This is a genomic window from Mixta gaviniae (assembly GCF_002953195.1).
Lineage (GTDB): Bacteria > Pseudomonadota > Gammaproteobacteria > Enterobacterales > Enterobacteriaceae > Mixta > Mixta gaviniae.
Window position 1 is genome coordinate 1,342,434 of sequence record NZ_CP026377.1, and the last position, 23,200, is coordinate 1,365,633.

General features: G+C 60.6%; 20 protein-coding genes, 1 tRNA gene and 1 pseudogene. 8 read left to right on the forward strand and 14 right to left on the reverse strand.

What is annotated here, in order from left to right:
* Positions 1-141 precede the first annotated feature (141 nt).
* Both C2E15_RS06175 and C2E15_RS06180 read left to right on the forward strand, forming a co-directional pair.
* Positions 142-900: a DeoR/GlpR family DNA-binding transcription regulator gene (locus tag C2E15_RS06175; RefSeq protein WP_104956593.1), complete on the forward strand. Its 759-nt coding sequence runs from the start codon at positions 142-144 to the stop codon at positions 898-900.
* Complete coding sequence (locus C2E15_RS06180; protein ID WP_104956594.1) at positions 893-1,972, forward strand: oxidoreductase; 1,080 nt, start codon at positions 893-895, stop codon at positions 1,970-1,972. Before C2E15_RS06175 ends, C2E15_RS06180 begins: the two co-directional genes overlap by 8 nt.
* 68 nt (positions 1,973-2,040) lie before the next feature.
* Here the strand turns inward: C2E15_RS06180 and ybcJ are convergent, their stop codons facing one another.
* Both ybcJ and folD read right to left on the reverse strand, forming a co-directional pair.
* Complete coding sequence (gene ybcJ / locus C2E15_RS06185) at positions 2,041-2,253, reverse strand: ribosome-associated protein YbcJ (protein WP_104956595.1); 213 nt, start codon at positions 2,251-2,253, stop codon at positions 2,041-2,043.
* On the reverse strand, positions 2,253-3,119 hold the full coding sequence (folD, locus tag C2E15_RS06190; protein ID WP_104956596.1) for a bifunctional methylenetetrahydrofolate dehydrogenase/methenyltetrahydrofolate cyclohydrolase FolD: 867 nt from the start codon (positions 3,117-3,119) through the stop codon (positions 2,253-2,255). The genes ybcJ and folD overlap by 1 nt, the downstream gene beginning before the upstream one ends.
* A 181-nt stretch (positions 3,120-3,300) precedes the next feature.
* On the opposite strand from folD, the gene C2E15_RS06195 reads away from it, so the two are divergent.
* Positions 3,301-3,377: transfer RNA gene (locus C2E15_RS06195), tRNA-Arg, on the forward strand.
* 32 nt (positions 3,378-3,409) lie between these two features.
* Here the strand turns inward: C2E15_RS06195 and C2E15_RS21295 are convergent.
* Both C2E15_RS21295 and C2E15_RS06200 read right to left on the reverse strand, forming a co-directional pair.
* Positions 3,410-3,535, reverse strand: a pseudogene (locus tag C2E15_RS21295) (integrase); the annotation flags it as partial.
* A gap of 305 nt (positions 3,536-3,840) precedes the next feature.
* Complete coding sequence (locus tag C2E15_RS06200) at positions 3,841-5,796, reverse strand: FUSC family protein (RefSeq protein WP_104956597.1); 1,956 nt, start codon at positions 5,794-5,796, stop codon at positions 3,841-3,843.
* Between the two features lie 389 nt (positions 5,797-6,185).
* On the opposite strand from C2E15_RS06200, the gene aaeR reads away from it, so the two are divergent.
* Together aaeR and C2E15_RS06210 are read left to right on the forward strand one after the other, a co-directional pair.
* Positions 6,186-7,145: an HTH-type transcriptional activator AaeR gene (gene aaeR, locus C2E15_RS06205; protein WP_104956598.1), complete on the forward strand. Its 960-nt coding sequence runs from the start codon at positions 6,186-6,188 to the stop codon at positions 7,143-7,145.
* A gap of 105 nt (positions 7,146-7,250) precedes the next feature.
* Positions 7,251-7,427 carry a YlcI/YnfO family protein gene (locus C2E15_RS06210; RefSeq protein WP_104956599.1) on the forward strand — a complete coding sequence of 59 codons (177 nt, stop codon included), beginning with the start codon at positions 7,251-7,253 and terminating at the stop codon, positions 7,425-7,427.
* A gap of 137 nt (positions 7,428-7,564) precedes the next feature.
* Here the strand turns inward: C2E15_RS06210 and zwf are convergent, their stop codons facing one another.
* Both zwf and dsdX read right to left on the reverse strand, forming a co-directional pair.
* Positions 7,565-9,040 carry a glucose-6-phosphate dehydrogenase gene (zwf, locus tag C2E15_RS06215; protein ID WP_104956600.1) on the reverse strand — a complete coding sequence of 492 codons (1,476 nt, stop codon included), beginning with the start codon at positions 9,038-9,040 and terminating at the stop codon, positions 7,565-7,567.
* Between the two features lie 249 nt (positions 9,041-9,289).
* Positions 9,290-10,627, reverse strand: a complete 1,338-nt coding sequence (gene dsdX / locus C2E15_RS06220; RefSeq protein WP_104956601.1) for a D-serine transporter DsdX — start codon at positions 10,625-10,627, stop codon at positions 9,290-9,292.
* Between the two features lie 256 nt (positions 10,628-10,883).
* Here dsdX and C2E15_RS06225 point away from each other — a divergent pair, with 256 nt between their 5' ends.
* Positions 10,884-12,047 (forward strand): AraC family transcriptional regulator, encoded by a 1,164-nt coding sequence (locus C2E15_RS06225; RefSeq protein ID WP_104956602.1) that lies wholly within the window; start codon positions 10,884-10,886, stop codon positions 12,045-12,047.
* On the opposite strand, the gene C2E15_RS06230 is transcribed toward C2E15_RS06225, so the two are convergent.
* Positions 12,010-13,038 (reverse strand): alpha/beta hydrolase family protein, encoded by a 1,029-nt coding sequence (locus tag C2E15_RS06230; RefSeq protein WP_104956603.1) that lies wholly within the window; start codon positions 13,036-13,038, stop codon positions 12,010-12,012. The two genes, C2E15_RS06225 and C2E15_RS06230, sit on opposite strands and share 38 nt — an antisense overlap.
* Positions 13,038-13,196, reverse strand: a complete 159-nt coding sequence (locus tag C2E15_RS21615) for a hypothetical protein (protein ID WP_167391838.1) — start codon at positions 13,194-13,196, stop codon at positions 13,038-13,040. The genes C2E15_RS06230 and C2E15_RS21615 overlap by 1 nt, the downstream gene beginning before the upstream one ends.
* 114 nt (positions 13,197-13,310) lie before the next feature.
* Here C2E15_RS21615 and dsdC point away from each other — a divergent pair, with 114 nt between their 5' ends.
* Both dsdC and C2E15_RS06240 read left to right on the forward strand, forming a co-directional pair.
* Positions 13,311-14,228: a DNA-binding transcriptional regulator DsdC gene (dsdC, locus tag C2E15_RS06235; protein WP_104956604.1), complete on the forward strand. Its 918-nt coding sequence runs from the start codon at positions 13,311-13,313 to the stop codon at positions 14,226-14,228.
* 341 nt (positions 14,229-14,569) lie between these two features.
* The gene (locus C2E15_RS06240; protein WP_104956605.1) at positions 14,570-15,889 is read left to right on the forward strand and encodes a D-serine ammonia-lyase; all 1,320 of its coding nucleotides are present in this window, start codon (positions 14,570-14,572) and stop codon (positions 15,887-15,889) included.
* A 107-nt stretch (positions 15,890-15,996) separates the two neighbouring features.
* Here C2E15_RS06240 and C2E15_RS06245 read toward each other — a convergent pair whose 3' ends face one another.
* From C2E15_RS06245 to C2E15_RS06270, 6 genes are all read right to left on the reverse strand, one after another.
* On the reverse strand, positions 15,997-17,013 hold the full coding sequence (locus tag C2E15_RS06245) for a HoxN/HupN/NixA family nickel/cobalt transporter (RefSeq protein WP_104956606.1): 1,017 nt from the start codon (positions 17,011-17,013) through the stop codon (positions 15,997-15,999).
* A 12-nt stretch (positions 17,014-17,025) separates the two neighbouring features.
* Positions 17,026-19,299, reverse strand: a complete 2,274-nt coding sequence (gene hypF / locus C2E15_RS06250; RefSeq protein WP_104956607.1) for a carbamoyltransferase HypF — start codon at positions 19,297-19,299, stop codon at positions 17,026-17,028.
* A gap of 43 nt (positions 19,300-19,342) precedes the next feature.
* Positions 19,343-21,514 (reverse strand): formate dehydrogenase subunit alpha, encoded by a 2,172-nt coding sequence (gene fdhF / locus C2E15_RS06255; RefSeq protein ID WP_104956608.1) that lies wholly within the window; start codon positions 21,512-21,514, stop codon positions 19,343-19,345.
* 23 nt (positions 21,515-21,537) lie between these two features.
* On the reverse strand, positions 21,538-22,083 hold the full coding sequence (hydN, locus tag C2E15_RS06260) for an electron transport protein HydN (RefSeq protein WP_104956609.1): 546 nt from the start codon (positions 22,081-22,083) through the stop codon (positions 21,538-21,540).
* A 220-nt stretch (positions 22,084-22,303) separates the two neighbouring features.
* On the reverse strand, positions 22,304-22,783 hold the full coding sequence (hycI, locus tag C2E15_RS06265) for a hydrogenase maturation peptidase HycI (protein ID WP_104956610.1): 480 nt from the start codon (positions 22,781-22,783) through the stop codon (positions 22,304-22,306).
* Positions 22,776-23,195, reverse strand: coding sequence for a formate hydrogenlyase maturation HycH family protein (locus tag C2E15_RS06270; RefSeq protein WP_104959097.1), 420 nt, complete (start codon positions 23,193-23,195; stop codon positions 22,776-22,778). The genes hycI and C2E15_RS06270 overlap by 8 nt, the downstream gene beginning before the upstream one ends.
* Positions 23,196-23,200 lie beyond the last annotated feature (5 nt).

Genomic DNA, 23,200 nt, shown 5'->3' on the forward strand with positions numbered 1-23,200 from the left:
ATCGTCAGCAACGCATGTTCCGCCTGACGCCGCGTATCCCGGCCCCTTCATGCTGAGACATATATCAGAAAGATCCTTTTGATCCTGCGCTTGCTGTTATTTGCCGTTTTTTGCAGTATATTGCTGTGACGGAGGATCATTATGCATAAAGTTGCGCGTCAAAAAGCGCTGTTGGCACTGTTAAGCGAGCAGGGACAGTCGGGCGTGGCGGAGCTGGCCCGCGCCCTGCGGGTATCGGTGGACACCGTACGCCGCGATCTTAACGATCTTGAGCAGCAGGGGCTGGCGCAGAAAAACCATGGCGGCGCTATCGCGCTGGATGTGCCCGCGATGTCGCGCCAGGCACGCAGCGGCGTGCTGAACGCCACCAAGCAGCGGCTGGGCAGGGCGGTGGCGCGCCAGATCCCAGCGGGCAGTACGCTGATGCTGGACGCCGGCAGCACCGTTTTGGCGGTCGCCGCCGAGCTTGCCGTTCCCGCGCGCGTTATCACCGCCTCGCTGGATATCGCCTGCGCATTGAGCGACCGGCCCGGGATTGAGCTGATTCTGCTCGGCGGGCAGTGGGATAACGATCAGCGCCTGTTCGCCGGCGCCGCCACGCTGGCGACGCTGCAGCGCTACCGCGCCGATATCGCCATTCTCGGTGCCTGTGCGGTCGACGCGCGTCTGGGCATCAGCGCCAGCCAGGAAGCAGACGCTGAAATCAAACGCGCCATGCTGGCCTTCAGCGCCCGGCGCTGGCTGGTTGTCGACCATTTAAAGCTGGACCGCTGTCAGCCGCATCGCGTGGCGGATTTAGCGGATATGCAACGTCTGTTTATCGATCGTCCCTGGAGTGCGCTGCCCGCTATGCCGTCCACCGACGTTTCAGTTATCGCCGAAGGAGAACACTATGAGTGACAACGCAATGATCAATGTGGCGCTGGTTGGCTACGGCTTCGCCGGAAAAACCTTTCACGCGCCGCTGCTTTCCGCCACGGCGGGGCTGAACCTCTACGCTATCGTTTCCAGCGACGCCGCCAAAGTGCAGGCCGATTTCCCCGGTATGCGGGTGATTGCCGATGCGCAACAGGCGTTTGCCGACCCGAATATCGATCTGGTGGTGATCGCCTCGCCCAACACCACACACGCGCCGCTGGCCAGAGAAGCGCTGGAAGCGGGCAAGCATGTGGTAGTAGATAAGCCGTTTACGCTGGATATGCAGGAAGCACGCGAGCTGATCGCCCTGGCCGCGGAGAAAGGGCAGCTGCTGTCGGTCTTCCATAACCGCCGTTGGGACAGCGACTATCTTGGCGTACGTCAGGCAATAGAGCAGGGACTGGTGGGCAAAGTGGCGCAGTTTGAATCCCATATTGACCGCTTCCGTCCGCAGGTGCGCGTACGCTGGCGCGAGCAGAACGTGCCGGGCAGCGGCCTGTGGTTCGATTTAGGGCCGCATCTGATCGACCAGGCGCTGCAACTGTTCGGCCTGCCGGAGAGTGTGCAGGGCAATATCGCCACGCTGCGTGAACAGGCGGAAGTGAATGACTGGGCGCATGTGGTGCTGAACTATCCGACCCACCGGGTTATCCTGCACTGCAGCATGCTGGTGGCCGGCGGCGTATCGCGCTTTAGCGTGCATGGCGACAAAGGCAGCCTGATCAAAGCGCATGCCGATCGTCAGGAGAGCCAGCTGCTGGCGGGCGTGACGCCCGGCAGCGCAGGCTGGGGCGCGGACGACGACGCCATGGTGCTGTACAGCACAGAGGAGGCGCCGCGCCAGCTGCCGACTCCGGCGGGCGATCAGCGCCAGTACTATATACAGATTGCCAACGCGCTGAACGGCCAGCAGGCAAACCCGGTACCGCCGCAGCAGGCCCTGGCGGTCATGGCGGTACTGGAGGCGGCGGTGAAAGCGTCGGAAAGCGACCAGGCGCAGCAGCCTGCGCTGAGCGACGCGGAGAAGAGCGAGCTTAGGCAGCAGGCGCGCTAACCGCAGCTGGCCGAAAGGCGGATGCGCGTCAGATAAAAAAACAGCCGGCTAAGCCGGCTGTGGTCGCATCAGGCCGTGACCTTCACACGCTGCCCTTCAAACTCCACCGTCTGACCGGCGACGATCTTGCAGCGCTTACGCGTTTCAACCTGACCATCCACCGTTACCAGACCATCGGCGATAAGGTTTTTCGCCATTGCGCCGCTTTCTACCCAGCCTTCCAGCTTCAGCAGATCGCACAGGTCGACGTGCGCATGTTTACCTAAAGAAAATGTGGCCATTATGCGGCTCCTTTGTCGTGATACTCTTCGCACGCCTGCAGCGTATTTTGGATCAGCGTCGCGACCGTCATCGGTCCAACGCCGCCCGGCACCGGCGTAATCCAGGCGGCGCGTTCGGCGGCGGCGTCAAACTCCACGTCGCCCACCACTTTGCCGCTTTCCAGACGATTAATCCCTACGTCGATAACAATCGCGCCGGGCTTGATCCACGCGCCGGGAATAAAGCCCGGCTTACCGACCGCCACCACCAGCAGATCGGCATGTTCGATATGATGACGCAGATCTTTGGTAAAGCGATGCGTTACGGTGGTGGTACAGCCGGCCAGCAGCAGTTCAAGGCTCATCGGGCGGCCAACGATATTTGAGGCGCCGACCACGACCGCGTTCAGGCCGTAGGTATCGATATTATACCGCTCCAGCAGCGTAATGATGCCGCGCGGTGTGCAGGGGCGCAGCAGCGGCGCGCGCTGGCAGAGGCGGCCGACATTATAAGGGTGGAAGCCGTCAACATCTTTATCCGGCGCGATACGCTCCAGCACCTTGACGTTATCAATGCCTGCCGGCAGCGGCAGCTGCACCAAAATCCCGTCGATTTCGCTGTCGTTGTTCAGCGTGTCGATCAGTTCAAGCAGCGCACTTTCGCTGGTGGTTGCCGGCAGATCGTAAGAGCGGGAGAGAAACCCGACCTCTTCGCAGGCGCGACGCTTGCTGCCGACATAGATCTGCGAGGCGGGATCTTCGCCGACCAGCACTACCGCCAGGCCCGGCGCACGCTTTCCGTTCGCCAGCCGCTGTTTCACTTTTTCAGCAACCTCAAGGCGCACCTGCTGCGCAATCGTTTTACCGTCAATAATTTTTGCTGCCATCAGGGAAGGAATCCATCTGTTTGAGTGAATCGGGGAATGCGGCGTATTTTGTCAGAAGCGCGCGCCGCTGTCAGTCCCTGAATCGCGCTGGCTGGTTACATCTTCGGCGAAGCGCGCGCGCCAGCCGTAAAAACGTTGACTCGCTGCCTTTGCGCCGTATAATTCGAGCCAATTCACCAAAGCGCCCTTAGCTCAGCTGGATAGAGCACCGGCCTTCTAAGCCGTAGGTCACAGGTTCGAATCCTGTAGGGCGTGCCATTCAATATCAAACAGTTACACAATCCGCAAACCTACTGATTTCCTCCTTGTGTCGTATTTGTGTCGTTGTCACCCAAAAGTGAGTCAATTTTGCGCGCATGCTCCGTTAAATGATGAGGGGCGAGGTGAGCATATCGACGCACCATTTCTATGCTTTCCCGCCGCTTGTTCAATCACTGCCATTTTGCTGACTGCATCAGCCTGTTCATCCGAATACGTCCCGCAAAAAAGATGAAAACCTTCTAACGGCTTTCTAAAGGCAAGCGCTTTATGCTGATGGCTGGACGGTAATAACCCGGAAAGGCCCGCTTTCCGCTCATCCCCAACAGACGGTAGCCGTTACCGCTTCCCGCGTTGCAACGTTGACGCTGCATGCGGAGGAGAAAGGACGTCATGAATCTTCGCCCGTCAGCCATTCAGGATGTCAGGCCCTGCGCGCCAGGCGACGACGCAGGATCTGCAATTAAGCCTGGTTGAAGGCGTGATGGTAGTTATCAAGCAACAGCACCAGCCTTTCCACGCTTTGCGCCGCCGGCTTCGGCATCTCTAAGGTTACCAGCTTTTCCTGATAGCCCTTCAAATGCGCAAGCAGCTCATCCAGCTTCTGTTTGCGCTCACGGTTGCTGCCGGCATGCCTGATATCATCGGCGGTGCGTTTAATGCGTTGATATTCAGGCCAGAGTTCAGGCGCGCGTGGCAGCTCAAGGGCACGTAGCCGCTGGTGGCTGATAATCAACGCCAGCGACATCCTGAACTTATCATCGTCGCCGGGAAATAAACTTTGCAGTAAACCGAGCTGATGAAAAAGCGCGGGCAGGTGGTTATTAAAGCGGTGTTTAAAACCGGGCTTCATCACTGTTAATACTGAATACATCAGCGTATTCATAATGTTATTCCCGGTGCGCGCCTTCGATTTATCAGGGATAAGCAGGATCACCATCATCGCAAGGCAGCTGCCGATAACCTGGCCGAGAACGTTATCGATAAAGAGGTGCATATTAAACAGCATTGGGTTTTCTAACGTCACCGCGTTGAGAATGCCGGCAAAGGCGCCCATAGTGCCCAGCTGCCTGCGCTGCAGCAGGATGCCGCAGATAAACGCCACGCCGCCGAGTACGCAGCAAAGCAACAGCAGGCTTTGCTGCGTCGCGGGAATAATGACCGTATATAACAGAAAGGCGATGGGGGCGGCGGCGGCCATGCCGTAAACGAAATCTTTCGCCACGGCGAGCGGATTGGGTGAGCGCATGGCAAGCGCAGTGACAACGCCGAGCAATATCATGCAGCTGCTGCCGGAGGTCCAGCCGGTATAAAGCCAGAATAGCGCGGCCGTTCCCGTTGCAACAAAGGTGCGCAGGCCGTTCATGAGCGCCGGATAGCTTTCCAGAGAACGCACCGGGGAGATTTTTTCAGCGCTGAGGATGTTATTTTCAATAGCGTTAATTCGGACGTTGCTTTTCAGCCCCTTAAGCAGCAGCAAGTATTGCGTGGCCGTCCCGGTCCAGCGCATCAGCGGCTCGAATCTGGCGCTGCTGTGATGCGCGCCCAACTCGCCTCTTATCTCTTTAAGGCAGGCTTGCAGCGCGGCGATATCCTGCGCCTCTTTATGCAGCAGTGTCCTGCTCTCCGCGGGCACCGGGATAGCGGAGATTTTTTGCATCAAAAAGATATCTGTCGCCTGCGTCACCAGCGAAAGCGAAAGCGCGTGCAGCATAGAGAGACGACGGCTGGCACTCTCCCAGCGTTTCGATTCCAGCCTGAGATTGGTCTGCATATTTTTCAACGCGGCGGCACGGCGTACCACCTCATGCAGTTTTTTATCGATCTCCTGCCGACCGGCGTTGAACAGAGCCAGCTTTAGCAGCTGATAATGCGCCACTAACAGCGATGAGGCTTCTTTATCGATCACGCTTTTTATTGAGCGCGGAGAAAAGAGGATATCCGCCACGATGGCGCAAATAATGCCAAGTACGATCTCCATACAGCGCTCGATCGCATACAGCGGCGCCAGCGTCAGATTATGGCTGGCATACACGGTGACGATAACGGTTAGCGCCGTATAGCTGGCCGTTGCCATCGCGCTGGCGTTCTCCAGGCGCGCCAGCGTTGAAAGCCACACGCAAAAGCCGGCCCAAACGCAGGCCAGCAGCAGCAATATCGCCGGCGCCTGGGCAAAGGCAATAATTAACAAAAGCGCCGCGGCGCTGCCGAAAAAGGTGCCGACAATACGCAGCACGCCGCGCAGGCGAAGTGCGCCGGCATAAGGATCGCCGCCTGCGGCAAAAGCGGATCCGCCTGCGACGATGCCGGCGGTCATGACCGCCCAGCGGGGCATCGCCAGATTAAAATAAAAACCCAGCACCAGCGCCGACACCAGAGCAAACGCCAGCTTTAGCGGGAAGCGTATAGATTCAACCATGCTTTATTCCTGATACGGCCTTGGGGCAATATGCCACTCTTGTACAACGTTAATGTGCGGTGGTGAAAAAGGGTGAAACGGGTGACATTGCCGGTAAGAAATGAATTACATCAGGGCGGATGTTATTTTAATTCTTCGGATGGTTTTTGTTGCGTTCACTTTCCTGTTCTCTTCGTCTCTGCTTTTTATTATCATCCTGAGCGGCACCCTCGTTGAACGAGGCTGACATGGCCTGGGCAAAATGAATAATCGTTGACTTAAAATGATAATAATCGCCCTGTTTAAGGGTTAATAGACTGATTCTGTCAGCCGTTAATATCTATGATAAACGAAGCGAATAAAGAGTTTTATCGAATGTTAGCCAATAGACTTTTTAAAAAGAGTAAATAATGGAAAGCTTACGCAGCATGGGCATCTTTGTTAAAGTGGCCGAGACCGGATCGCTGACAAAGGCCGCGCAGCAGCTTCATCTGAGCGTTTCTTCCGTTAGCGTCATCATCGCGAAGCTGGAAGAAGAATTGCAGGTTAAGTTGCTTAACCGCACCACGCGCAGCCTGGCGCTGACCGACGCTGGCAAGGTCTTCTATCGGGGATGCTGCCGCACGCTGGAGGAGGCCCGGCAGGCGCACGAGGCGATGTTCGCCTTTAACCATAATCCGGGCGGCACGCTACGGGTCGGCTGTTCTCCCACTATGGCGCAATATGTCATGACGCAGATGAGTTCAGCGCTGTTAAAAGCGTTTCCAGGGCTTAGTGTCAACCTGGTTACCGGCATCCCGGCGCCCGATCTGATATCGAACGGGCTGGATGTGATCGTGCGTTTCGGCGACCTGGAAAGCTCCGGCCTCTACAGTCGCCGTATCGGCACTATGCCGATGGTGGTTTGCGCTGCCCGCCGTTATCTGGAGAAAAACGGCGCGCCTGCGCACCCGGCGGATTTAATCAAATTCGACTGGCTTGAATACAGCATCCAGCCGGACAATACGTTTGAGCTGGTTGCGCCAGACGGCGGCACGGTGCGCCTTGCGCCCAAAGGGCGCTACTCCACTAACGATCCGCTGGCGCTGATTAACTGGCTGCGTGAGGGCGACGGCATCGCTTTCGTGCCTGTAATTTGGGTCATGCAGGACATTATTGCCGGGGAGACAGAGGTGCTTTTCCCCTTGTACCATACTGCCCCCAGGCCCGTTTATGCGCTCTATACCGCCAAAGACATGCTTCCCGTTAAGGTAAAAACCTGTATTGATTATCTGACGGAATTCTTTGATAAAACGGAAAGATCGTGGCAGCGGTTTCTTGAAAAACAGGCGGCTGAAATTCAGGGTGGGCGACGCGATGGCAATAATTAGCCGCTATTATGACAGAGGTTTCTGACGTGAAACGTTCAGGCCTGCGTGGATTATCAATTATAATCTTTTTAATTAATCCTGATGTTTTAATTAATGGTGGGAATAATGCAAAAGACGGCTGGAAAAAATCATCCTGAGCGCTCAACCAGTACAAGAAAAAATATTCGTATTGAAGATGATCTGCTCAGGGCAATAAACGCGGTGGCCGGTACGGGTAAATTTAGCGCCTGGGTAAAAGAGGCCTGTCGCCAGCGGTTAATCAGGGAAGGGCGCCAAAACTAAATCCCCTGCCGCCCGCCCTGCGAAGGAAAAGCGGAAGGGGAAAAAAGCAGCCACAGCGTCTGAGGCATCGATTCCGGATAGCGGCTATCCGGAATGCCACTCAACCCGGCTGCCGTTTGCGCCGCGCCGCCCGCGCCTTACGAAAACTCATTCCATTCGTGCCCTTCGCGCGAAATATTCTCCACCGACGCCAGCGGCCCCCAGGTACCGGCCTGATAAGGCCTGAGCGGCGTATTGTTGGTGTCCCAGGTATGGGTAATGGAATCTACCCACTCCCACGCCGCCTCGACTTCATCGCGGCTGAGGAACAGCGCCTGGATCCCGCGCATGCACTCCAGCAGCAGGCGGTCATAAGCGTCGGCCAGTTTCGGCTCGGCAAAGGTATCGGAATAGCTCAGATCCAGCTTAGTGGTCTGCAGATGATGCTTATGATCCAGGCCGGGGACTTTATTCAGGATTTCAAGATCCATGCCCTCGTCGGGCTGCAGACGGATCGTCAGCTTGTTTTGCGGCAGCGCTTTATGCGAGGCGGAAAAGAGGTTCAGCTGCGGCTTTTTAAAATAGATAACTATCTCGGACATCTTCACCGGCATGCGTTTGCCGGTGCGCAGATAAAAGGGGACGCCGGCCCAGCGCCAGTTATCGATATCTACCCTGACCGAGACAAAGGTCTCCGTCTGGCTCTTTTTATCCGCGCCTTCTTCTTCAAGATAGCCCGGCACTTTCTGATCGTTAATCAGTCCGCCGGTATATTGCCCTCTGACCACTTTATCGCGGATATTGCTACGGTCGATGCGGCGCAGCGATCGCAGCAGCTTCACCTTTTCATCGCGGATAGCGCGGGCGCTGAGATCCGGCGGCGGCGACATGGTTACCATGGTCAGGATCTGCAGCAGGTGGCTCTGCACCATATCGCGCATCTGGCCCGCGCGGTCGAAATAACCCCAACGGCCTTCGATGCCCACCTCTTCAGCAACGGTAATCTGAACGTGTTCAATCGAGCGGTTATCCCAGTTATTTAAAAACAGGGCGTTAGAGAAACGCAGAGCGAGCAGGTTAAGCACGGTTTCCTTACCGAGATAGTGGTCGATACGGTAGACCTGGCTTTCATCAAAATAGCGGCTGACCACATCGTTGATTTCTCTGAAGGTTTCAAGCGAATTTCCCAGCGGCTTCTCCATCACGATACGCGTCGGCGGCTGGTGCAGCGAGGCGGCGGCCAGACCTTCGCAAATCGCGCTGAAGGTGGCGGGTGGCATAGCGAAATAGTTGATGGTCACGCGTTTTTGCTGATCGACCTTCTTTTTCAGCGCGCTAAAGCCTGCCGCGTCGTTCACATCGAGCTGGCAAAAATCGAGGCGTTCGGCAAAGCGCGCCCAGACCTCTTCATCCACTTCCTCCTTCAGGAACGTATCCAGGGCATTTCTGACAAAGTCGACATACCCCTGACGATCCCAGTCGGCACGGCCTACGCCGGTAATGGTACTTTCGGCGTGCAGGCTCTGGGATTTCTCCAGCCGGTAAAGAGAGGGCAGCAGTTTACGACGGGCCAGGTCGCCTTTGGTGCCAAAAATAACGAGGTCGCAGGCCTGAACAGGTTCATTGTTTGACATAATATTTTCCTGACGCTGATGAAGGATAAAGAGAAGCAGGTAGCGCAATGCTTCAGTCGAAACGTTACCGTGGTTGCATCGGTTTAATTTTTCGCGACGGTTTATACAACGCAAACCGCCTGATGCCGGTCGGTGCCGCGACCAACGAGTAGAGTATGGCGCGTCGACCGCCGATCCGCTGTGAAATGCGTGCGGTTCGCGGCTGAAGCCAAAGATAAATCGCCGTGGAAGCCGGCGGGCAGCAGGCCGTCAGAGAAACATGGAGAGCAGGAAAGTGCAGCCCAGCGCCGCCACGGAGGCGATCAGCGTGGCGCTGGTGTAATAACGGAAGGTCTCGCTGAGCGTGGCGCCGCAGTACTGTTTCACCAGCCAGAAGAGGGAATCGGTGACGATAGTGCAGCCGATCGCCCCGGAGCCGATGGCGATAACCATAATCTCAGGGCTAACGCCGGGGTAGAGGGGCAGCATCGGGCCGACGATGCCCGCGGCGCCCATCATGGCGACGGTAGCCGAGCCTACGGCGGCATGCAGGATCAGCGCCACCAGCCAGGCGAGCAGGACAGGATGCATATGCAGGCCGCAGAGTATCTGCGCCAGCGATTGCGCCAGGCCGCTCTCTTTCAGGACGGTGTTAAACGCGCCGCCCGCGCCAATAATCAGCAAAATATTGGCGACAGCGCTAAAGCCGCTTTCCGTTTTGCCAAGCAGCGACGTCATTGTTTCATTACGGCGCAGCCCAAGGGTATAGCCGGCGACCAATACCGCGATAAACAGGGCGGTTACCGGGTTGCCAAAAAAGGCCAGCAGATGCGCCGCGGCGCTTTGTGCAGGCAGCGCGATCTGAGAGAGCGTTTTCATCAGCATCAGGGCGACAGGCAGAAAGATGGCGCCCAGCGAGGCGCCGGGCGACGGCAGCGTCTGTTTGACGCGCGCGGTCACGTCAGAAAAAGCTGCCGGCACCGCGCGGAAGGGTAACCGCTTACCGGCCAGCGTCAGAAACAGGCAGCCGCCGACCAGAGAAGCGACAAGGGCGACCAGCAGCCCGCCCATAATAACGCGGCCGACATCCGCGCCCAGCTTCTCAGTGACAAACAGCGCCGCAGGGTGAGGGGGCACTACGCAGTGAACCGCCATCAGCGCGGTGCAGAGCGGAACGGTCAGCTTCAGCAGCGAGGTGTGGGTTTGGCGTGCGATGGAAAAAGCCAGCGGGATCAGCAGCACCACGCCCACCTCGACAAACAGGGTAATGCCGCAGATCAAGCCCATCAGCACCATCACCACGTCAGTCGACAGCCAGCGACATTTCAGCAGGGCAAGCCCTATGCGCTCTGCCGCGCCGGAGGTCTCCATCAGCTTGCCGAGGAGGCTGCCGAGGCCAATCACCGCCGCCAGAAAGCCGAGCGTGCCGCCGATGCCGTTTTCGATGGCGGTAGCCATCCGCTGCGGATCCATGCCCGTCAGCGCGCCGACAAAAAAGCTCGCCAGCAGCAGCGCAAGAAACGGGTGCAGCCGGCACTTAACAATAGCGATAACAATAATGGCGATGCTGGCGAGCAGCACCGCGCCGGTCCAGTACGGGGTCGGCATAATCGTTTCCTGGTATGATTATTCTCTTTCTATTGGATAAAAATCGCGCCACCCTGACAAATGATGAATTTTGGCGTTGAGATGAGCGGGAGTGCATCAAAACGATGATCTGCATCAAAGGGCGTTCCGTGGTGAACGCCGGCGGCGGCGCAACCGCCGGGCGTGGCGCAGCGCGGAGATAACGCGCGGTTAAAGACATCGTCGTAAAACCGCCCTAAGATAGGCCGACCTTATCCCCCCGGACCGGAAGCCCCTTATGCCTGCCTTACCGCTGCCCTTTATCACGGCCATCATGCTGGTGCTGATGCTGGCGACGTTATGGCGACGCAACAGCCCGGCGCGACGTCCCGCCTGCGGCTTTATCGCGCTATGCCTGCTGATGGCTGTGCTGGTGGGGTTGCGCTGGAGCAGCGGGTTTCAGGCGGTGCGTCTCCTTCAACCGCTGGTCGCGTCGGTGATGCCGGTTTTCGCCTGGCGCTGTTTCAGCGTTCTGACGGAAAAAAGCCGCCGACGCTTTATCGTTGCGCTGATGCTGGCGCCCGCGGCGGCGGCGCTGCTGCGCTTCGGGCCGATTGCCCCCCTCTCCGTTGATAGCTATATCGCGCTGCTGTTTCTGGGCTACGGCGGCGCGCTTATTCGCCTGGCCGCCGGCGGGCCTGATGTTTTTCCGTTAAGCCGCCTGGGTGAAACTGTCTCCGTGCAGCAGGCGGCAGGGTTTGCCGGCGCGATACTGTGCGGATCCGGCCTTATCGATCTGCTGGTGGCGTTCGATTTCTCGCTGTTTGCCGGCCGTCACGCCGCCGCCGCGGTCGCCGGCGGGCAGCTGACGGTGATGGTGGCGCTGGCGGTGGCGATTATCGTGGCGGATCGCAGTTCGCCCGCCTCTGCGGCTTTGCTGGCGCCTGCCGCTTCGCCCATATCCGCGGCTTTGCTGGCGCCTGCCGCTTCGCCCGCAGCGTCGCCTTTATCCCGCGCATCCGCCGCTTCATCGCTGATGGCAGAGACGCCCGCACAGGCCGCATCGGACGATGACGACGACCAACAGATCTGTCGCCAGGTAGAGCAACTGCTGGCGGATAAACAGCTCTACTGCGACCCCGATCTCACCCTGGAGCGGCTGGCGCGCAAAGCGCTCATTCCGGGTCGGCGTATCTCCCGGGCGGTCAACCGTCTACAGGGGCGCAATGTGTCGCAGCTGATCAACAGTTACCGCGTGGCGAAAGCGCAGCAGCTGCTGCTGACCACCGGCCTCAGCGTCACAGAAGTGATGCTGGAGTCCGGCTTTCGCACCAAATCCAACTTCAACCGGGAGTTCCTGCGCCTTAGTCACCTTAACCCCGGCGAATACCGCAAGGCGGGGCAGCCAGCCGATCCGCACCGCCTCAGGGTTGAGGCAGCGTCGCAGCCAGAAAAGCGATAATCGTTTTTTCCAGCGCCTGATGGATTGCCACGCGGCTGCGCTGGCCGCCGTCGCGGCAGATAATGCCGTCTCCCGGCGAGGCCTGGTCGATCTTCCGTTCAGCGCCCGCCTTGCACAGCTGCATAAAGCTGAAGTGCGAGGCATCCGGCACGATTTCATAGTGAACGGCGGCGGCGGGCAGGGCGTCAGCCAGGCGGCCGGACTCCGCTTTGGCGGGCAGGTCGGCGATATTATGCCCGGCGGCCAGGATCAGCGCCGGCACCGATAACCGCTCAAGGCTGGAGAGGGTAAAGCCGCGCGTCAGCCCGGCGTCCAGCGCCACCACGGCTCCGATGCGGCTATCCGCCAGGGAAGCGGCGAACCGCCTCTCCGCCTCAGGCCGGTCCAGCCCCAGCTCGGGGATCAGACTGCAAACGTTATGTGAAACAGGCTGCAGACAGTCGCTGCGCAGCTGTGCCGGAGAGAAATGCGCGCCTGCCAGCGCCATCACCGTCCATCCGCCGAGCGAATGCCCGATGGCTGCAATACGCCGGCGGTCGACCTCGCCGGCCAGCGTTGGATCGGCCAGCAGCGCATCAAGCACGCGCGACAGATCGTGTGGCCGCAGCCAGAGACGCGCCGCCTCCGCCGGGCTTCTGTCCGCTGTCGTGGTGCCGGGGTGATCGGGCGCCGCGACAATATAGCCCTGCGCCGTTAACGCCGCCGCCAGCCAGTTAAGGTTGCGCCAGCTGCCGCCGTAACCGTGGGAGATCAGCGCCAGCGGATGCGCGCCGGCCGCCGCCGGCGCATCGGGCAGCGCCTGAATGCCGTAAAACACCGCGTTTTCGCCCACCGCGCGCGGCGGCGCGTCGCTGTCGGCGGGATACCATAAAGCAACCTGTAGCGGGCGTTCGCCGGCAGTGTTGAGCGTCACCTGACGAAAGCCGGTCGCCGCCTGCAGCGGCGAGATAAAGGCCAACAGCAAAAGGGTAAGAGAGAGCGTTTTCAACATCACAGCACCTGTATATTAAGAAAACGTTGTTGTAACGCCGGTTGACGGCGCAGGCGACCTGAAACAGGATTCAGGTCGTCCCGCAGCGGACATTTGCTCTTTTTCAGCGCGCAGCGGCCGGCGTTCGGAAGAATCTGTTTCAAGGTCGCCAGCGACATAAACGATGATCCGCCGCTATACATCGCCGTCAATAAGTTGCAATGCTGCCAGGCTTATTTAAAAAGGCGATGCATATCGCCGGTCGATAAACCGTGCGCCAGGGGAAAACCGTTATGGAACGCATTATCAGAAACAGACCGCTGACCGGCGCGCAGCTGTCACGAATGTATACCTTTGAAGCCGCCGCCCGCCATGAATCATTTGCGCACGCCGCCGGAGAGCTGTCGTTAAGCCCCAGCGCGGTCAGCCATCAGATCAATCAGCTGGAAGAGGAGCTGGGCATCCAGCTGTTCGCCAGGTCGCATCGTAAGGTCATCCTGACGGAAGAGGGCCGCCGCCTGTTCTGGACGGTAAAGCGTTCGCTGGAAGCGCTAAACCGCGAGCTGCTGGATATCAAAAATCAGCAGCTGTCAGGCACTTTGACGATCTACTCGCGGCCCTCTATCGCCCAGTGTTGGCTGGTGCCGGCGTTGGGCGATTTCGCGCGGCGCTATCCCGCCATTGTGCTGAACGTGCTGACCGGCAATGACTATATCGATTTCCAGCAATCGGGCATCGATCTGGCGATCTATTTTGATGATTCCGCGCAGAGCCGCGAGGCGCAACATATTCTGATGGACGAATCGATTTTACCGGTCTGCAGTCCGGCCTATGCAGAGCGTTTCCGCCTGACAGGCGACAGCGCGGCGCTGCAGCACTGCACCCTGCTGCACGATCGCCAGGCCTGGAGCAGTAATTCAGGGCGGGGGGAGTGGCACAGCTGGGCGACGCATTTTGACGTGGCGCTGCCTCCGGAGCCAGGCATCGGCTTTGATCGCTCTGATCTGGCAATCATCGCGGCGATCAACCACGCCGGGGTAGCGATGGGGCGCCAGCGCCTGGTGCAGCAGTGGCTTGATGGCGGCGAGCTGGTGGCGCCTTTTGGCGAGATGACCATGCAGTGCGCGCAGCGCTACTATATTGCCACCCTGTCGAATCGCCAGTGGCCGAAGATCGAGGCGTTTATCGCCTGGCTGAAAGCGCGGGCATAGCCGAAGCCGTGGCCGACCGGGGCGCTTTCCTTGCGTTAGCTATGCTCATCTGAAGTTGAGAATCGATCGTTTGTCAGCCCGGTGGGGCTGTTATTAAATGGCGTCGCAACACCAGGGAAATTATTAACAATAAAGAGCCGACAGGCGGATCCCCCACCTGTCCGGTTCACTGATAAGCCTCATCGTTGATGATATTCTTCCTGCGCCTGCCGCGCGGCGGCGAAGGGAAATCATCGCCTTGCGCCCCTTATGTGCGCCAGACTTGTTCATCATTACCCTGCGTCGCGCGGTTCACGCGGCCGCTTTTCTCCTCCGTCGCTAAATTTTGCCGGGAGCGCTCAATGACCGACAGACATCATCTACTCACTGCCACACCCATTATCGACGATCTGAAAGCCCTGCGGGAAACGCTCTGGTTTAACGAGCAGGTGAAACCTGCCCGCGAAGGGCTGCAGCGCGTCGGGCTGACACTGGCCGATGTGCAAGAGGCGCAGGCCAGGTTGCAGCGGTTTGCGCCGCTTATCGCCGCGGCTTTTCCCGAGACGGCGGCGTCCGGCGGTCTCATCGAATCGGAGCTGATCCCTGCGCCTGACATGCAGGCGAAGCTGGCGGCGCGTGCGCCAATCTCCGGTCGTCTGTGGCTGAAAAAAGACAGCCATCTGCCGATCTCCGGCTCGATCAAGGCGCGCGGCGGGATCTACGAGGTGCTGGCCCACGCCGAGAAGCTGGCGCTGGCGGCGGGGCTGATCACCCTGACGGATGATTACAGCCTTCTGCTCTCGCCAGCCTGCCGCGCCTTTTTCAGCGCGCATAAAATCGCCGTCGGCTCCACCGGCAACCTGGGATTATCGATCGGCATCATGAGCGCGAAGCTCGGTTTCCACGTGACGGTGCATATGTCCGCCGACGCGCGCCAGTGGAAAAAAACGATGCTGCGCGCCCATGGCGTCGAGGTGAGGGAGTATGCGCAGGATTATGGCGTCGCCGTTGAGCAGGGGCGGCGGGCGGCCGCCTCCGATCCCGCCTGTTTTTTTATCGATGATGAAAACTCGCGCACGCTGTTTCTCGGCTACGCCGTCGCCGGCCTGCGGCTGCCCGCGCAGCTGCGGGAGAAAGGCATCCTGGTCGACGCCGATCATCCGCTGTTCGTCTATTTGCCGTGTGGCGTCGGCGGCGGGCCCGGCGGCGTGGCCTTTGGGCTGAAGCTCGCCTTTGGCGATCATGTTCACTGCTTTTTCGCCGAGCCGACGCATTCGCCCTGCATGCTATTGGGGATGAGCAGCGGGCTGCATGATGCGGTTTCGGTGCAGGATATCGGCCTGGATAATAAAACCGCTGCGGACGGCCTGGCGGTGGGGCGTGCTTCCGGTTTTGTCGGCCGCGCCATGGAACAGCTGATTGATGGCTGCTATACGCTGAGCGACGCGTCGATGTATGCGCTGCTGGCGCTGCTCGACCAGACAGAAAACCTGCAGCTGGAGCCGTCGGCCCTTGCCGGCATGAGCGGGCCGCAGCGTATCAGCGCCAGCCGGGAGTATCAGGCCCGTCACCAGCTGACGGCGGCGATGATGGCAAACGCGACGCAGCTGGTCTGGGCGACCGGCGGCGGCATGGTGCCGCCTGACGAAATGCAAAACTACCTGGCGCGCGGCAGAGGCTGACGCATCGCTGCCCGCCGTAGTCGCAGTGCGAAAACCGGCGCCTGTTGCGCCGGTGAGCCGGTGATTGACCGGATAAAGCACCGGGCCCGTGGCACGCGGCGGCGCCATTACGCCGTCAGCCGGTCATATCGCCGGTAGCGGTAGTTCAGCGCGGAAAGCGTCCAGATGGCGATAAACATCGCCACCGCGAAATAGCCGACGACGCCCATATGTTCGTTCAGCGCCGCCACCCGATCCCATAGCGCGCCATGCAGCATTAGCTTGTCTGCCAGCAGCCCCAGCGCCTCCAGCCCGCCGATAAACAGCGCGATCGCCACACTGGCGGCGGTAATGGTCATATTGTAATAGAGCTTGCGCACCGGCTTATCGAACGCCCAGCCGTAGGCGCCGACCATCACGAAATTGTCCAGCGAGTCGATCAGCGCCATGCCGCTGGCGAACAGGGCAGGGAAGATCAGAATGTTCCATACCGACATCCCTGAGGAGACGCCGGCGCTGGAGATGCCCAGCAGGCCAATTTCGGTCGCGGTGTCAAAACCCAGCCCGAACAAAAATCCCACCAGGTACATCTGCCAGCTTTTATTTACCAGCTTAAAGGTCACGCTGAACAGGCGGCTCATGATGCCGCCCTGCAGCTGGCCGGCGTCGCTAAAGCGTTTGCCACGCTTAACCTGCTGAAAGCGGCGCCAGACGTCACGCAGGATCAGCGCATTAAGCAACGCCATCAGCAGCAAAAACAGCGCGGAAACCAGCGTGCCGATGGTGCTGCCGTAATGGTGCAGCCAGTCGATTTTGCTGCCGAACAGCAGGGAAGTGGCGGCGATCGCCACGCAGGCCAGCACCACAATCGTCGAATGACCCAGCGAAAAAAAGGCGCCGACGGCCACCGGCTTTTGCCCCTGCTGCATCAGCTTGCGGGTGACATTATCGATAGCGGCGATATGGTCGGCATCGACGGCATGGCGCAGGCCGTAGCTGTAGGCCAGCAGCGCGGCGGCGATCAGCGCGGCGCTATGGCGAAACGCCACCAGCGCCCAGCCCCAGGCGAGCAGGTTTATCGCCAGCAGCGTGATAAGCAGCCCGCAGGCGCGCCGGTTAGCATGGAAAAAGTTGCAGTTAATCATGACGGTTCCTGTTTAAGAAAGTGAAAGAGAAGCCTGGATCCGGGCACTGGCGATCAGCGCCTGGCCCAGCGCCAGCCCGCCGTCGCCCGCCGGATAAGCCAGCGGCGCCAGCACCTGCAGCGGCGCCAGATGGTGATGCAGGCGCTGGCGCAGCAGCTGGTTGTGCAGCACGCCGCCGCCGAGCGCGACGGTGCGGATGCCGGTGCGTTCAGCCAGTTCATGCGCCAGCGCGGCGAACCCCTGCGCCAGCGCGTCATGAAATGCCCAGGCGCGCGCCGCCGCCGGCGCCCGCCACGCCAGCCACTGACGCCAGAAGGTGGCCAAATCGAGCTGAACGCCTTTCTCGCTGTGTAGCAGCGGCAGCCTGACCGGATGAGGGCACTGCCCCCGGCGCGCCAGCGCTTCCAGCTGGCAGGCGGCTTCGCCTTCCCAGCTCAGCCGGTCGGGCGCGCAGCCGATCGCGGCGGCAACGGCATCAAACAGGCGGCCGCAGGAGGAGGCGAGGGGCGCGTTAATTCCCGCCGCCAGCGCTTTCGCCAGCGGCTGCCAGGGGAACGCGGCCAGCCTTTGCGCCTCCGGCCGTTGCTGCCAGTCGGGCACAAACGCTTGCCATTGCGCCAGCAGATTACGCCACGGCTGCCGGGCGGCACGGTCGCCGCCCGGCAGCGCCACGGCGGGCAGGCCGCCGAACCGTTCACACGTCAGGTAATCAGCCAGCAGGCATTCGCCGCCCCACAGCTCGCCGTTTTCACCGTAGCCGAGGCCGTCGAGCGCCAGCCCAATCGTTTTGCCGCCGGTTAGCGGCCAGCGATGCTCCGCCAGACAGGCGGCGATATGCGCATGGTGATGCATTACCGTCATTACGCCGGGCGCGGCCGGACGATGGCTGACATAGCCGGGATGGGCATCGCAGACGATAACGCGCGGCGCGCACTGATAAAGCTGCTGAAAATGGTCAATCGCCTGGCGCTGCTGCCGCGCGATATCATCGTGGGCCAGCGAGCCGAAGTAGCCGCTGAGGATCGCCCGCTCGCCATGCACCAGACAGAAGGCGTTTTTCAGATCGCCGCCGAGCGCCAGCAGCGGCGGAGGGGGCCCGAAGCCGGGCGGCAGCGGCAGGCCGTCCGGCACATAGCCGCGCGCGCGACGCAGCATCTCTACGCCCTGCGGCGTCAGGCGCGCCAGCGAATCGTCGGCGCGCTGAACGATGTCGCGGTTATGCAGCAGAAAGAGATCGGCGACGCCGTCGAGCTGGCTGCGCGCCTGCTCATTGGTCAGCACGGGCGCGCAGCCGGCGATATTGCCTGAAGTCATCACCAGCGGCCGCTCAACCGCCTGCATCAGCAGATGGTGCAGCGGCGTAAACGGCAGCATTACGCCCACCTCATCCAGCCCCGGCGCGATGGCGGGACAGAGCGGCGAACCGGCGCGCTGGGGCGTTAGCACAATCGGCGCGGCGGGCGAGCGCAGCAGCGCGCGGATCGCGTCCTGGTCTTCGCCGCAGCGCGCCAGCCACGTCTCATCCGGCAGCATCACCGCCAGCGGTTTCGTCGGGCGCCGTTTGCGCAGGCGCAAGCGTATCACCGCCTGTTGCCGGGTGGCGTCGCACGCCAGATGAAAGCCACCCAGCCCTTTAATTGCCACGATCTCGCCCGCCCGCAGCGCCGCCGCCGCCGCCTTAATGGCGTCACCCTCCTGCGCCAGCGTTACGCCATCCGCCCGCGTCGCGCTGAGGCGCGGACCGCAGTGCGGGCAGCAGACCGGCTGCGCATGAAAGCGGCGGTCGGCCGGGTTCTGATACTCCTGACCACAGGCGGGACAGAGCGCAAACGGCGCCATGCTGGTGGCGGGGCGGTCATAGGGCATGGCGCGGATCAGGGTGAAGCGCGGGCCGCAGTGGGTGCAGTTGGTGAAGGCGTAGCCAAAGCGGCGGTCATCCGGCCGCGCCATATCGCGTAGGCAGGCGGGACACGTGGCGGCGTCGGGCGCGACCTGCGTCATCATTCGCCCCTGACGGCTGGGCGCAATGGTGAACGCCTGCGGCGGCGCACGCCAGTGAAAGGGGCGCACGCGGATGCTGTCGATACGCGCCAGCGGCGGCAGATCGCGCCGGAGCTGGCGGATAAAGGCGGCGATATCTACCGGCTGCAGCAGCCTGATCTCCACGCCCGCGCCGTCGTTGCGCACCTCGCCGCGCAGCGCCAGCCGTTCAGCCAGCTGCCAGACGGCAGGGCGAAAGCCGACGCCCTGCACCTTGCCGCGAATAGAAATCTGTAAACCTGACATAGTCTTTCCTGATACACGCCCCCAACGCGGGGGCGTATCACGCTTAAACCGCGGTGACCGGAATCGCATCCTCGACCGCGCTGCGCAGGCGCGCTTTCATCTCGCTGTAGGTCTGCTGCGCATAGCTCTCCGCCCAGCGCTGATCGGTGATTGGCGCGATTTTCACCGCACAGTATTTGGTTTCCGGCGTTTTCGATACCGGATCGAGGTTATCCTGCGTCAGCTCGTTGCAGGCACCGATCCACCACTGGTAGGTCATATAGACCGCGCCGGCGTTGATGCGCTCGTTGACGTTGACGCGCGAGATCACCTTGCCGCGGCGTGAAGCGACCCACACCAGCTGCTGGTCACAAATGCCCCGCGCGTCAGCATCCTGCGGGTTGATCTGCACAAAGCCCGGCTCATCGGCCAGCGTTTGCAGCGCGGCGCAGTTGCCGGTCATCGAGCGGCAGGAGTAGTGGCCGACTTCACGCACGGTACACAGCACCAGCGGGTAGTCGTTGTCCGGCACTTCCGCCGGAGCGCGCCACGGGGCGGCAAACAGCTGGCCTTTGCCCGACGGCGTATCGAAGCGGTTGCCGGCGTAGAGATAAGGGGTGCCGGGGCTCTCCAGCGTGGTGCAGGGCCACTGTACATGTCCCAGCTCGCCCATTTTTTCGTAGGTCGCGCCGTAGAACAGCGGGCAGAGTTCGCGCATTTCGTCCCAGATTGCCTGCTCGTTGCGGTAATGCATCGGATAGCCGAGCTGGTTCGCCAGCAGGCTGATGATTTCCCAGTCGCGCTTAACGTTGTACTGCGGCTCGATCGCTTTCTCAAAACGCTGAAAGCCGCGGTCGGCGCAGGAGAAGACGCTGCCATGCTCGCCCCAGGAGGTCGCCGGCAGGATGACATCGGCCTGCTCGGCGGTTTTGGTCATAAAGATATCCTGCACCACGATAAAATCGAGCGCCTCGAACCCTTTGCGCACCAGGCTCAGGTCCGCTTCGGTCTGCAGCGGATCTTCGCCCATGATGTAATAGGCTTTCACTTTGCCCTCCAGCGCCAGATGCGGGATCTCGGTGATGCGATAGCCGACCCCGTCGTCCATCTGACCGGCATCGATGCGCCAGGCGTCAGCGAATTTGGCGCGCACGCGGGCGTCGGTCACGGATTGGTAGCCCGGGAATTCGTTCGGCAGCACGCCCATATCGCAGGCGCCCTGCACGTTATTCTGGCCGCGCACCGGGCCGACGCCGACGTTGGCGCGCCCCAGATTGCCGGTCAGCAGCGCCAGGCTGGCGAGCCCTTTTACCACGTCCACCGCCTGGCCAAACTGCGTCACGCCCATGCCCCACATAATGGTGGCGGAGGGCGCGGCGGCGTAGATGCGCATCGCCTGGCGGATCTGCTGAGCGGAAACGCCGGTCTGCTCCGCTACCGCTTCCGGCGAGTAAGCGGCGACCTGCTGGCGGTAGGCCTCAAAGCCTTCGGTATAGTTGGCGACGTAGTCGTGATCGTAGAGGTTCTCTTCAATCAGCACGTGGGCGAAGGCGTTGACCAGCGCCATATTGCAGCCGTTTTTGATCTGCAGATGATGATCGGCAATGCGTGCGGTTTCGATCCGACGTGGATCGCAGACGATCAGCTGCGCGCCTTTCTCTTTCGCTTTGATCACGCGACGCGCGACGATCGGATGGGAATCGGCGCAGTTATAGCCGATCACCAGCAAACATTTTGAGTTTTCAATATCGCCGATGGAATTGCTCATCGCGCCGTTGCCGAGCGTCGCCTGCAAACCGGCGACGGAGGGGCCATGACAGACGCGGGCGCAGCAGTCGACGTTATTGGTGCCGATCACCGCGCGGGCGAATTTCTGCATCACATAATTGGTTTCGTTGCCGGTGCCGCGTGAGGATCCGGTATGCATAATGGCGCGCGGGCCATACTGCTCTTTGATCGCTTTCAGGCGCTGTGCGGTATAGGCAATCGCCTCTTCCCAGTTGACCGCCTCGAACGGGCCGCCTTTCTGCCGGCGGATCATCGGCTGCGTCAGGCGCGGTGTCAGCAGTTTGGTATCGTTAAGGAAATCCCAGCCGTAATAGCCTTTCAGGCACAGCTCGCCCTGGTTGGTGACGCCATTGGCGGCTTCGGCGCGGATAATCTTGTTGTTCTCCACCACCAGGTTCATTTTGCATCCGGCTCCGCAGTAGGGGCAGACAGTGGTTACTTTTTTCATCGTTTTCTTTCTCCTGGTCGGGATCAAAACAGCAGCGGGGAGCTGTTATCGAGCGCGGCGCGGCGGCGTTTTTCCGCACTCATTTCCTGCAGCTGGTTGCGGTCGAGGGTGAACAGCGCGTTGGTTGGGCAGACTTCCATACAGGCCGGGCCTGCTGCGCGCGCGTGGCACAGGTCGCACTTATGCGCTTCGGCTTTATCGGCGGTGGCGGGCATCGCCGCGCCGTTCTGGCGGAGAACGGGCCGCGTCACTACCTCCATGGCGCCGTAGGGACAGGCAACGACGCAGGTTTTGCAGCCGATACAGCGTTCCTGCACCACCTGAATGTGATCATCCATGCGGGCGATGGCGCCGTTGGGACAGACGTTGGCGCACGGGGCATCTTCGCACTGGCGGCACATCACCGGCGTGCTGAGATTGACGCCTTTGATCACGTGCAGGCGCGGCTTAAAGTTAGCGCTGTTCAGCAGCGCGCTATCCTGCGTGTCGCTGTGCGACACCACGCAGGCAATTTCACAGGTACGACAGCCGATGCATTTTTTCGGATCGGCGATGATAAACCGGTTCATCCTTTACTCCTGAATACCGTTTGTTCTGCAGCGAGAGAACATCTGCTCAAAGGGGCAAACGCGTTCGACGCTAAGCTATACATAAAACGTGCCAGCCAGGATCCCACCTATTTAAACTGTAAAATCAGCAGGTTAATTCCACCCTGGCGGACGGTGTCGAGATCTGTCGCTGATGCGCGTCGTCGTTCGACAGCACATCGACACTTATGCCGACGCAGGTTTAGGCTTCCTGGCGATAGCGGGCGAGGGGTAAATCGGTTTCCCTCGTCGCCAGCAGCTGATGCAGATGGCTGACCGCCTGCTCAACCGCGGCGCTCATCGGCCAGTAGAAGGCCACCACCTCCGGCTGAATACCGATAAAGGTGATCTGCGGGATGTCCGCGCGCAGCTGCTCCATCAGGAACGTCAGCGGCAGGTTGTGGGTGGTCATGATGAACATTTCGCCGATGTCGCGCTCATCAAGGATGCGCATCTCGCCGGGCGGCAGCCCCATGTCGGTCGCATCGACAATCACCAGCTGTGCGGGCCGCAGCTGACGTAAAAAGCCGATGTCGTTTTCCGGCACCGCGCCGCCGTCCACCACCGTCCAGTCCGGCAGCGGCTGTTCGGCGCAGCGTTCCGCCAGGCGCGGGCCGGCGCCGTCGTCGCCCATCATGCTGTTGCCGACGCAGAGCAGGGCGTTGCAGGGTAAATCAGGCATCGTACCTCCTGACCATCAGATACAGGGCGGGATCGCGGGTCATCTGCTGTAGCAGGGCGGTAAGCTGCTGGCTCCACGCCTGTTGTTCCGCGTTCATTTGCGCCTGCGCGTCGCGCAGCGCCAGCGCGATAAGGTGGGTGTGGCTGCTGTCGATATTGATCTCGCCGAAGCGCTGTACGCCGGCCAGCTTGCGCCGCGCCTCGCTCTCTTCAGGCAGACAAGCGATCCACTGCAGGTAGCCCGCCAGCGGACAGCGAAGGCGCGGCTGCAGGCAGTCAATCACCCCAAGGTGATGACCGATCGCCAGGCTGTAGTAGATCACCTCCTGCACCGGCTGTGGGCTGCGGCGCCGGGCATTTTTTTCATCGACGAATTTGCTGCTCAGCGCGTAAAACACCACCTGGTTTTTTATCGGTG

What these genes read in the sequence shown, in the direction of transcription:
- dsdX (WP_104956601.1), bottom strand. Translation starts at nt 10,627, where the DNA reads ATGCCGACCCCGTACTGGACCGGCGCGGTGCTGCTCGCCAGCATCGCC.
- aaeR (WP_104956598.1), top strand. Translation starts at nt 6,186, where the DNA reads ATGGAAAGCTTACGCAGCATGGGCATCTTTGTTAAAGTGGCCGAGACC.
- dsdC (WP_104956604.1), top strand. Translation starts at nt 13,311, where the DNA reads ATGGAACGCATTATCAGAAACAGACCGCTGACCGGCGCGCAGCTGTCA.
- zwf (WP_104956600.1), bottom strand. Translation starts at nt 9,040, where the DNA reads ATGTCAAACAATGAACCTGTTCAGGCCTGCGACCTCGTTATTTTTGGC.
- C2E15_RS06200 (WP_104956597.1), bottom strand. Translation starts at nt 5,796, where the DNA reads ATGGTTGAATCTATACGCTTCCCGCTAAAGCTGGCGTTTGCTCTGGTG.
- C2E15_RS06230 (WP_104956603.1), bottom strand. Translation starts at nt 13,038, where the DNA reads ATGTTGAAAACGCTCTCTCTTACCCTTTTGCTGTTGGCCTTTATCTCG.
- C2E15_RS06180 (WP_104956594.1), top strand. Translation starts at nt 893, where the DNA reads ATGAGTGACAACGCAATGATCAATGTGGCGCTGGTTGGCTACGGCTTC.
- C2E15_RS21615 (WP_167391838.1), bottom strand. Translation starts at nt 13,196, where the DNA reads ATGTCGCTGGCGACCTTGAAACAGATTCTTCCGAACGCCGGCCGCTGC.
- hypF (WP_104956607.1), bottom strand. Translation starts at nt 19,299, where the DNA reads ATGTCAGGTTTACAGATTTCTATTCGCGGCAAGGTGCAGGGCGTCGGC.
- fdhF (WP_104956608.1), bottom strand. Translation starts at nt 21,514, where the DNA reads ATGAAAAAAGTAACCACTGTCTGCCCCTACTGCGGAGCCGGATGCAAA.
- C2E15_RS06225 (WP_104956602.1), top strand. Translation starts at nt 10,884, where the DNA reads ATGCCTGCCTTACCGCTGCCCTTTATCACGGCCATCATGCTGGTGCTG.
- ybcJ (WP_104956595.1), bottom strand. Translation starts at nt 2,253, where the DNA reads ATGGCCACATTTTCTTTAGGTAAACATGCGCACGTCGACCTGTGCGAT.
- C2E15_RS06175 (WP_104956593.1), top strand. Translation starts at nt 142, where the DNA reads ATGCATAAAGTTGCGCGTCAAAAAGCGCTGTTGGCACTGTTAAGCGAG.
- hycI (WP_104956610.1), bottom strand. Translation starts at nt 22,783, where the DNA reads ATGCCTGATTTACCCTGCAACGCCCTGCTCTGCGTCGGCAACAGCATG.
- C2E15_RS06210 (WP_104956599.1), top strand. Translation starts at nt 7,251, where the DNA reads ATGCAAAAGACGGCTGGAAAAAATCATCCTGAGCGCTCAACCAGTACA.
- C2E15_RS06240 (WP_104956605.1), top strand. Translation starts at nt 14,570, where the DNA reads ATGACCGACAGACATCATCTACTCACTGCCACACCCATTATCGACGAT.
- C2E15_RS06245 (WP_104956606.1), bottom strand. Translation starts at nt 17,013, where the DNA reads ATGATTAACTGCAACTTTTTCCATGCTAACCGGCGCGCCTGCGGGCTG.
- hydN (WP_104956609.1), bottom strand. Translation starts at nt 22,083, where the DNA reads ATGAACCGGTTTATCATCGCCGATCCGAAAAAATGCATCGGCTGTCGT.
- folD (WP_104956596.1), bottom strand. Translation starts at nt 3,119, where the DNA reads ATGGCAGCAAAAATTATTGACGGTAAAACGATTGCGCAGCAGGTGCGC.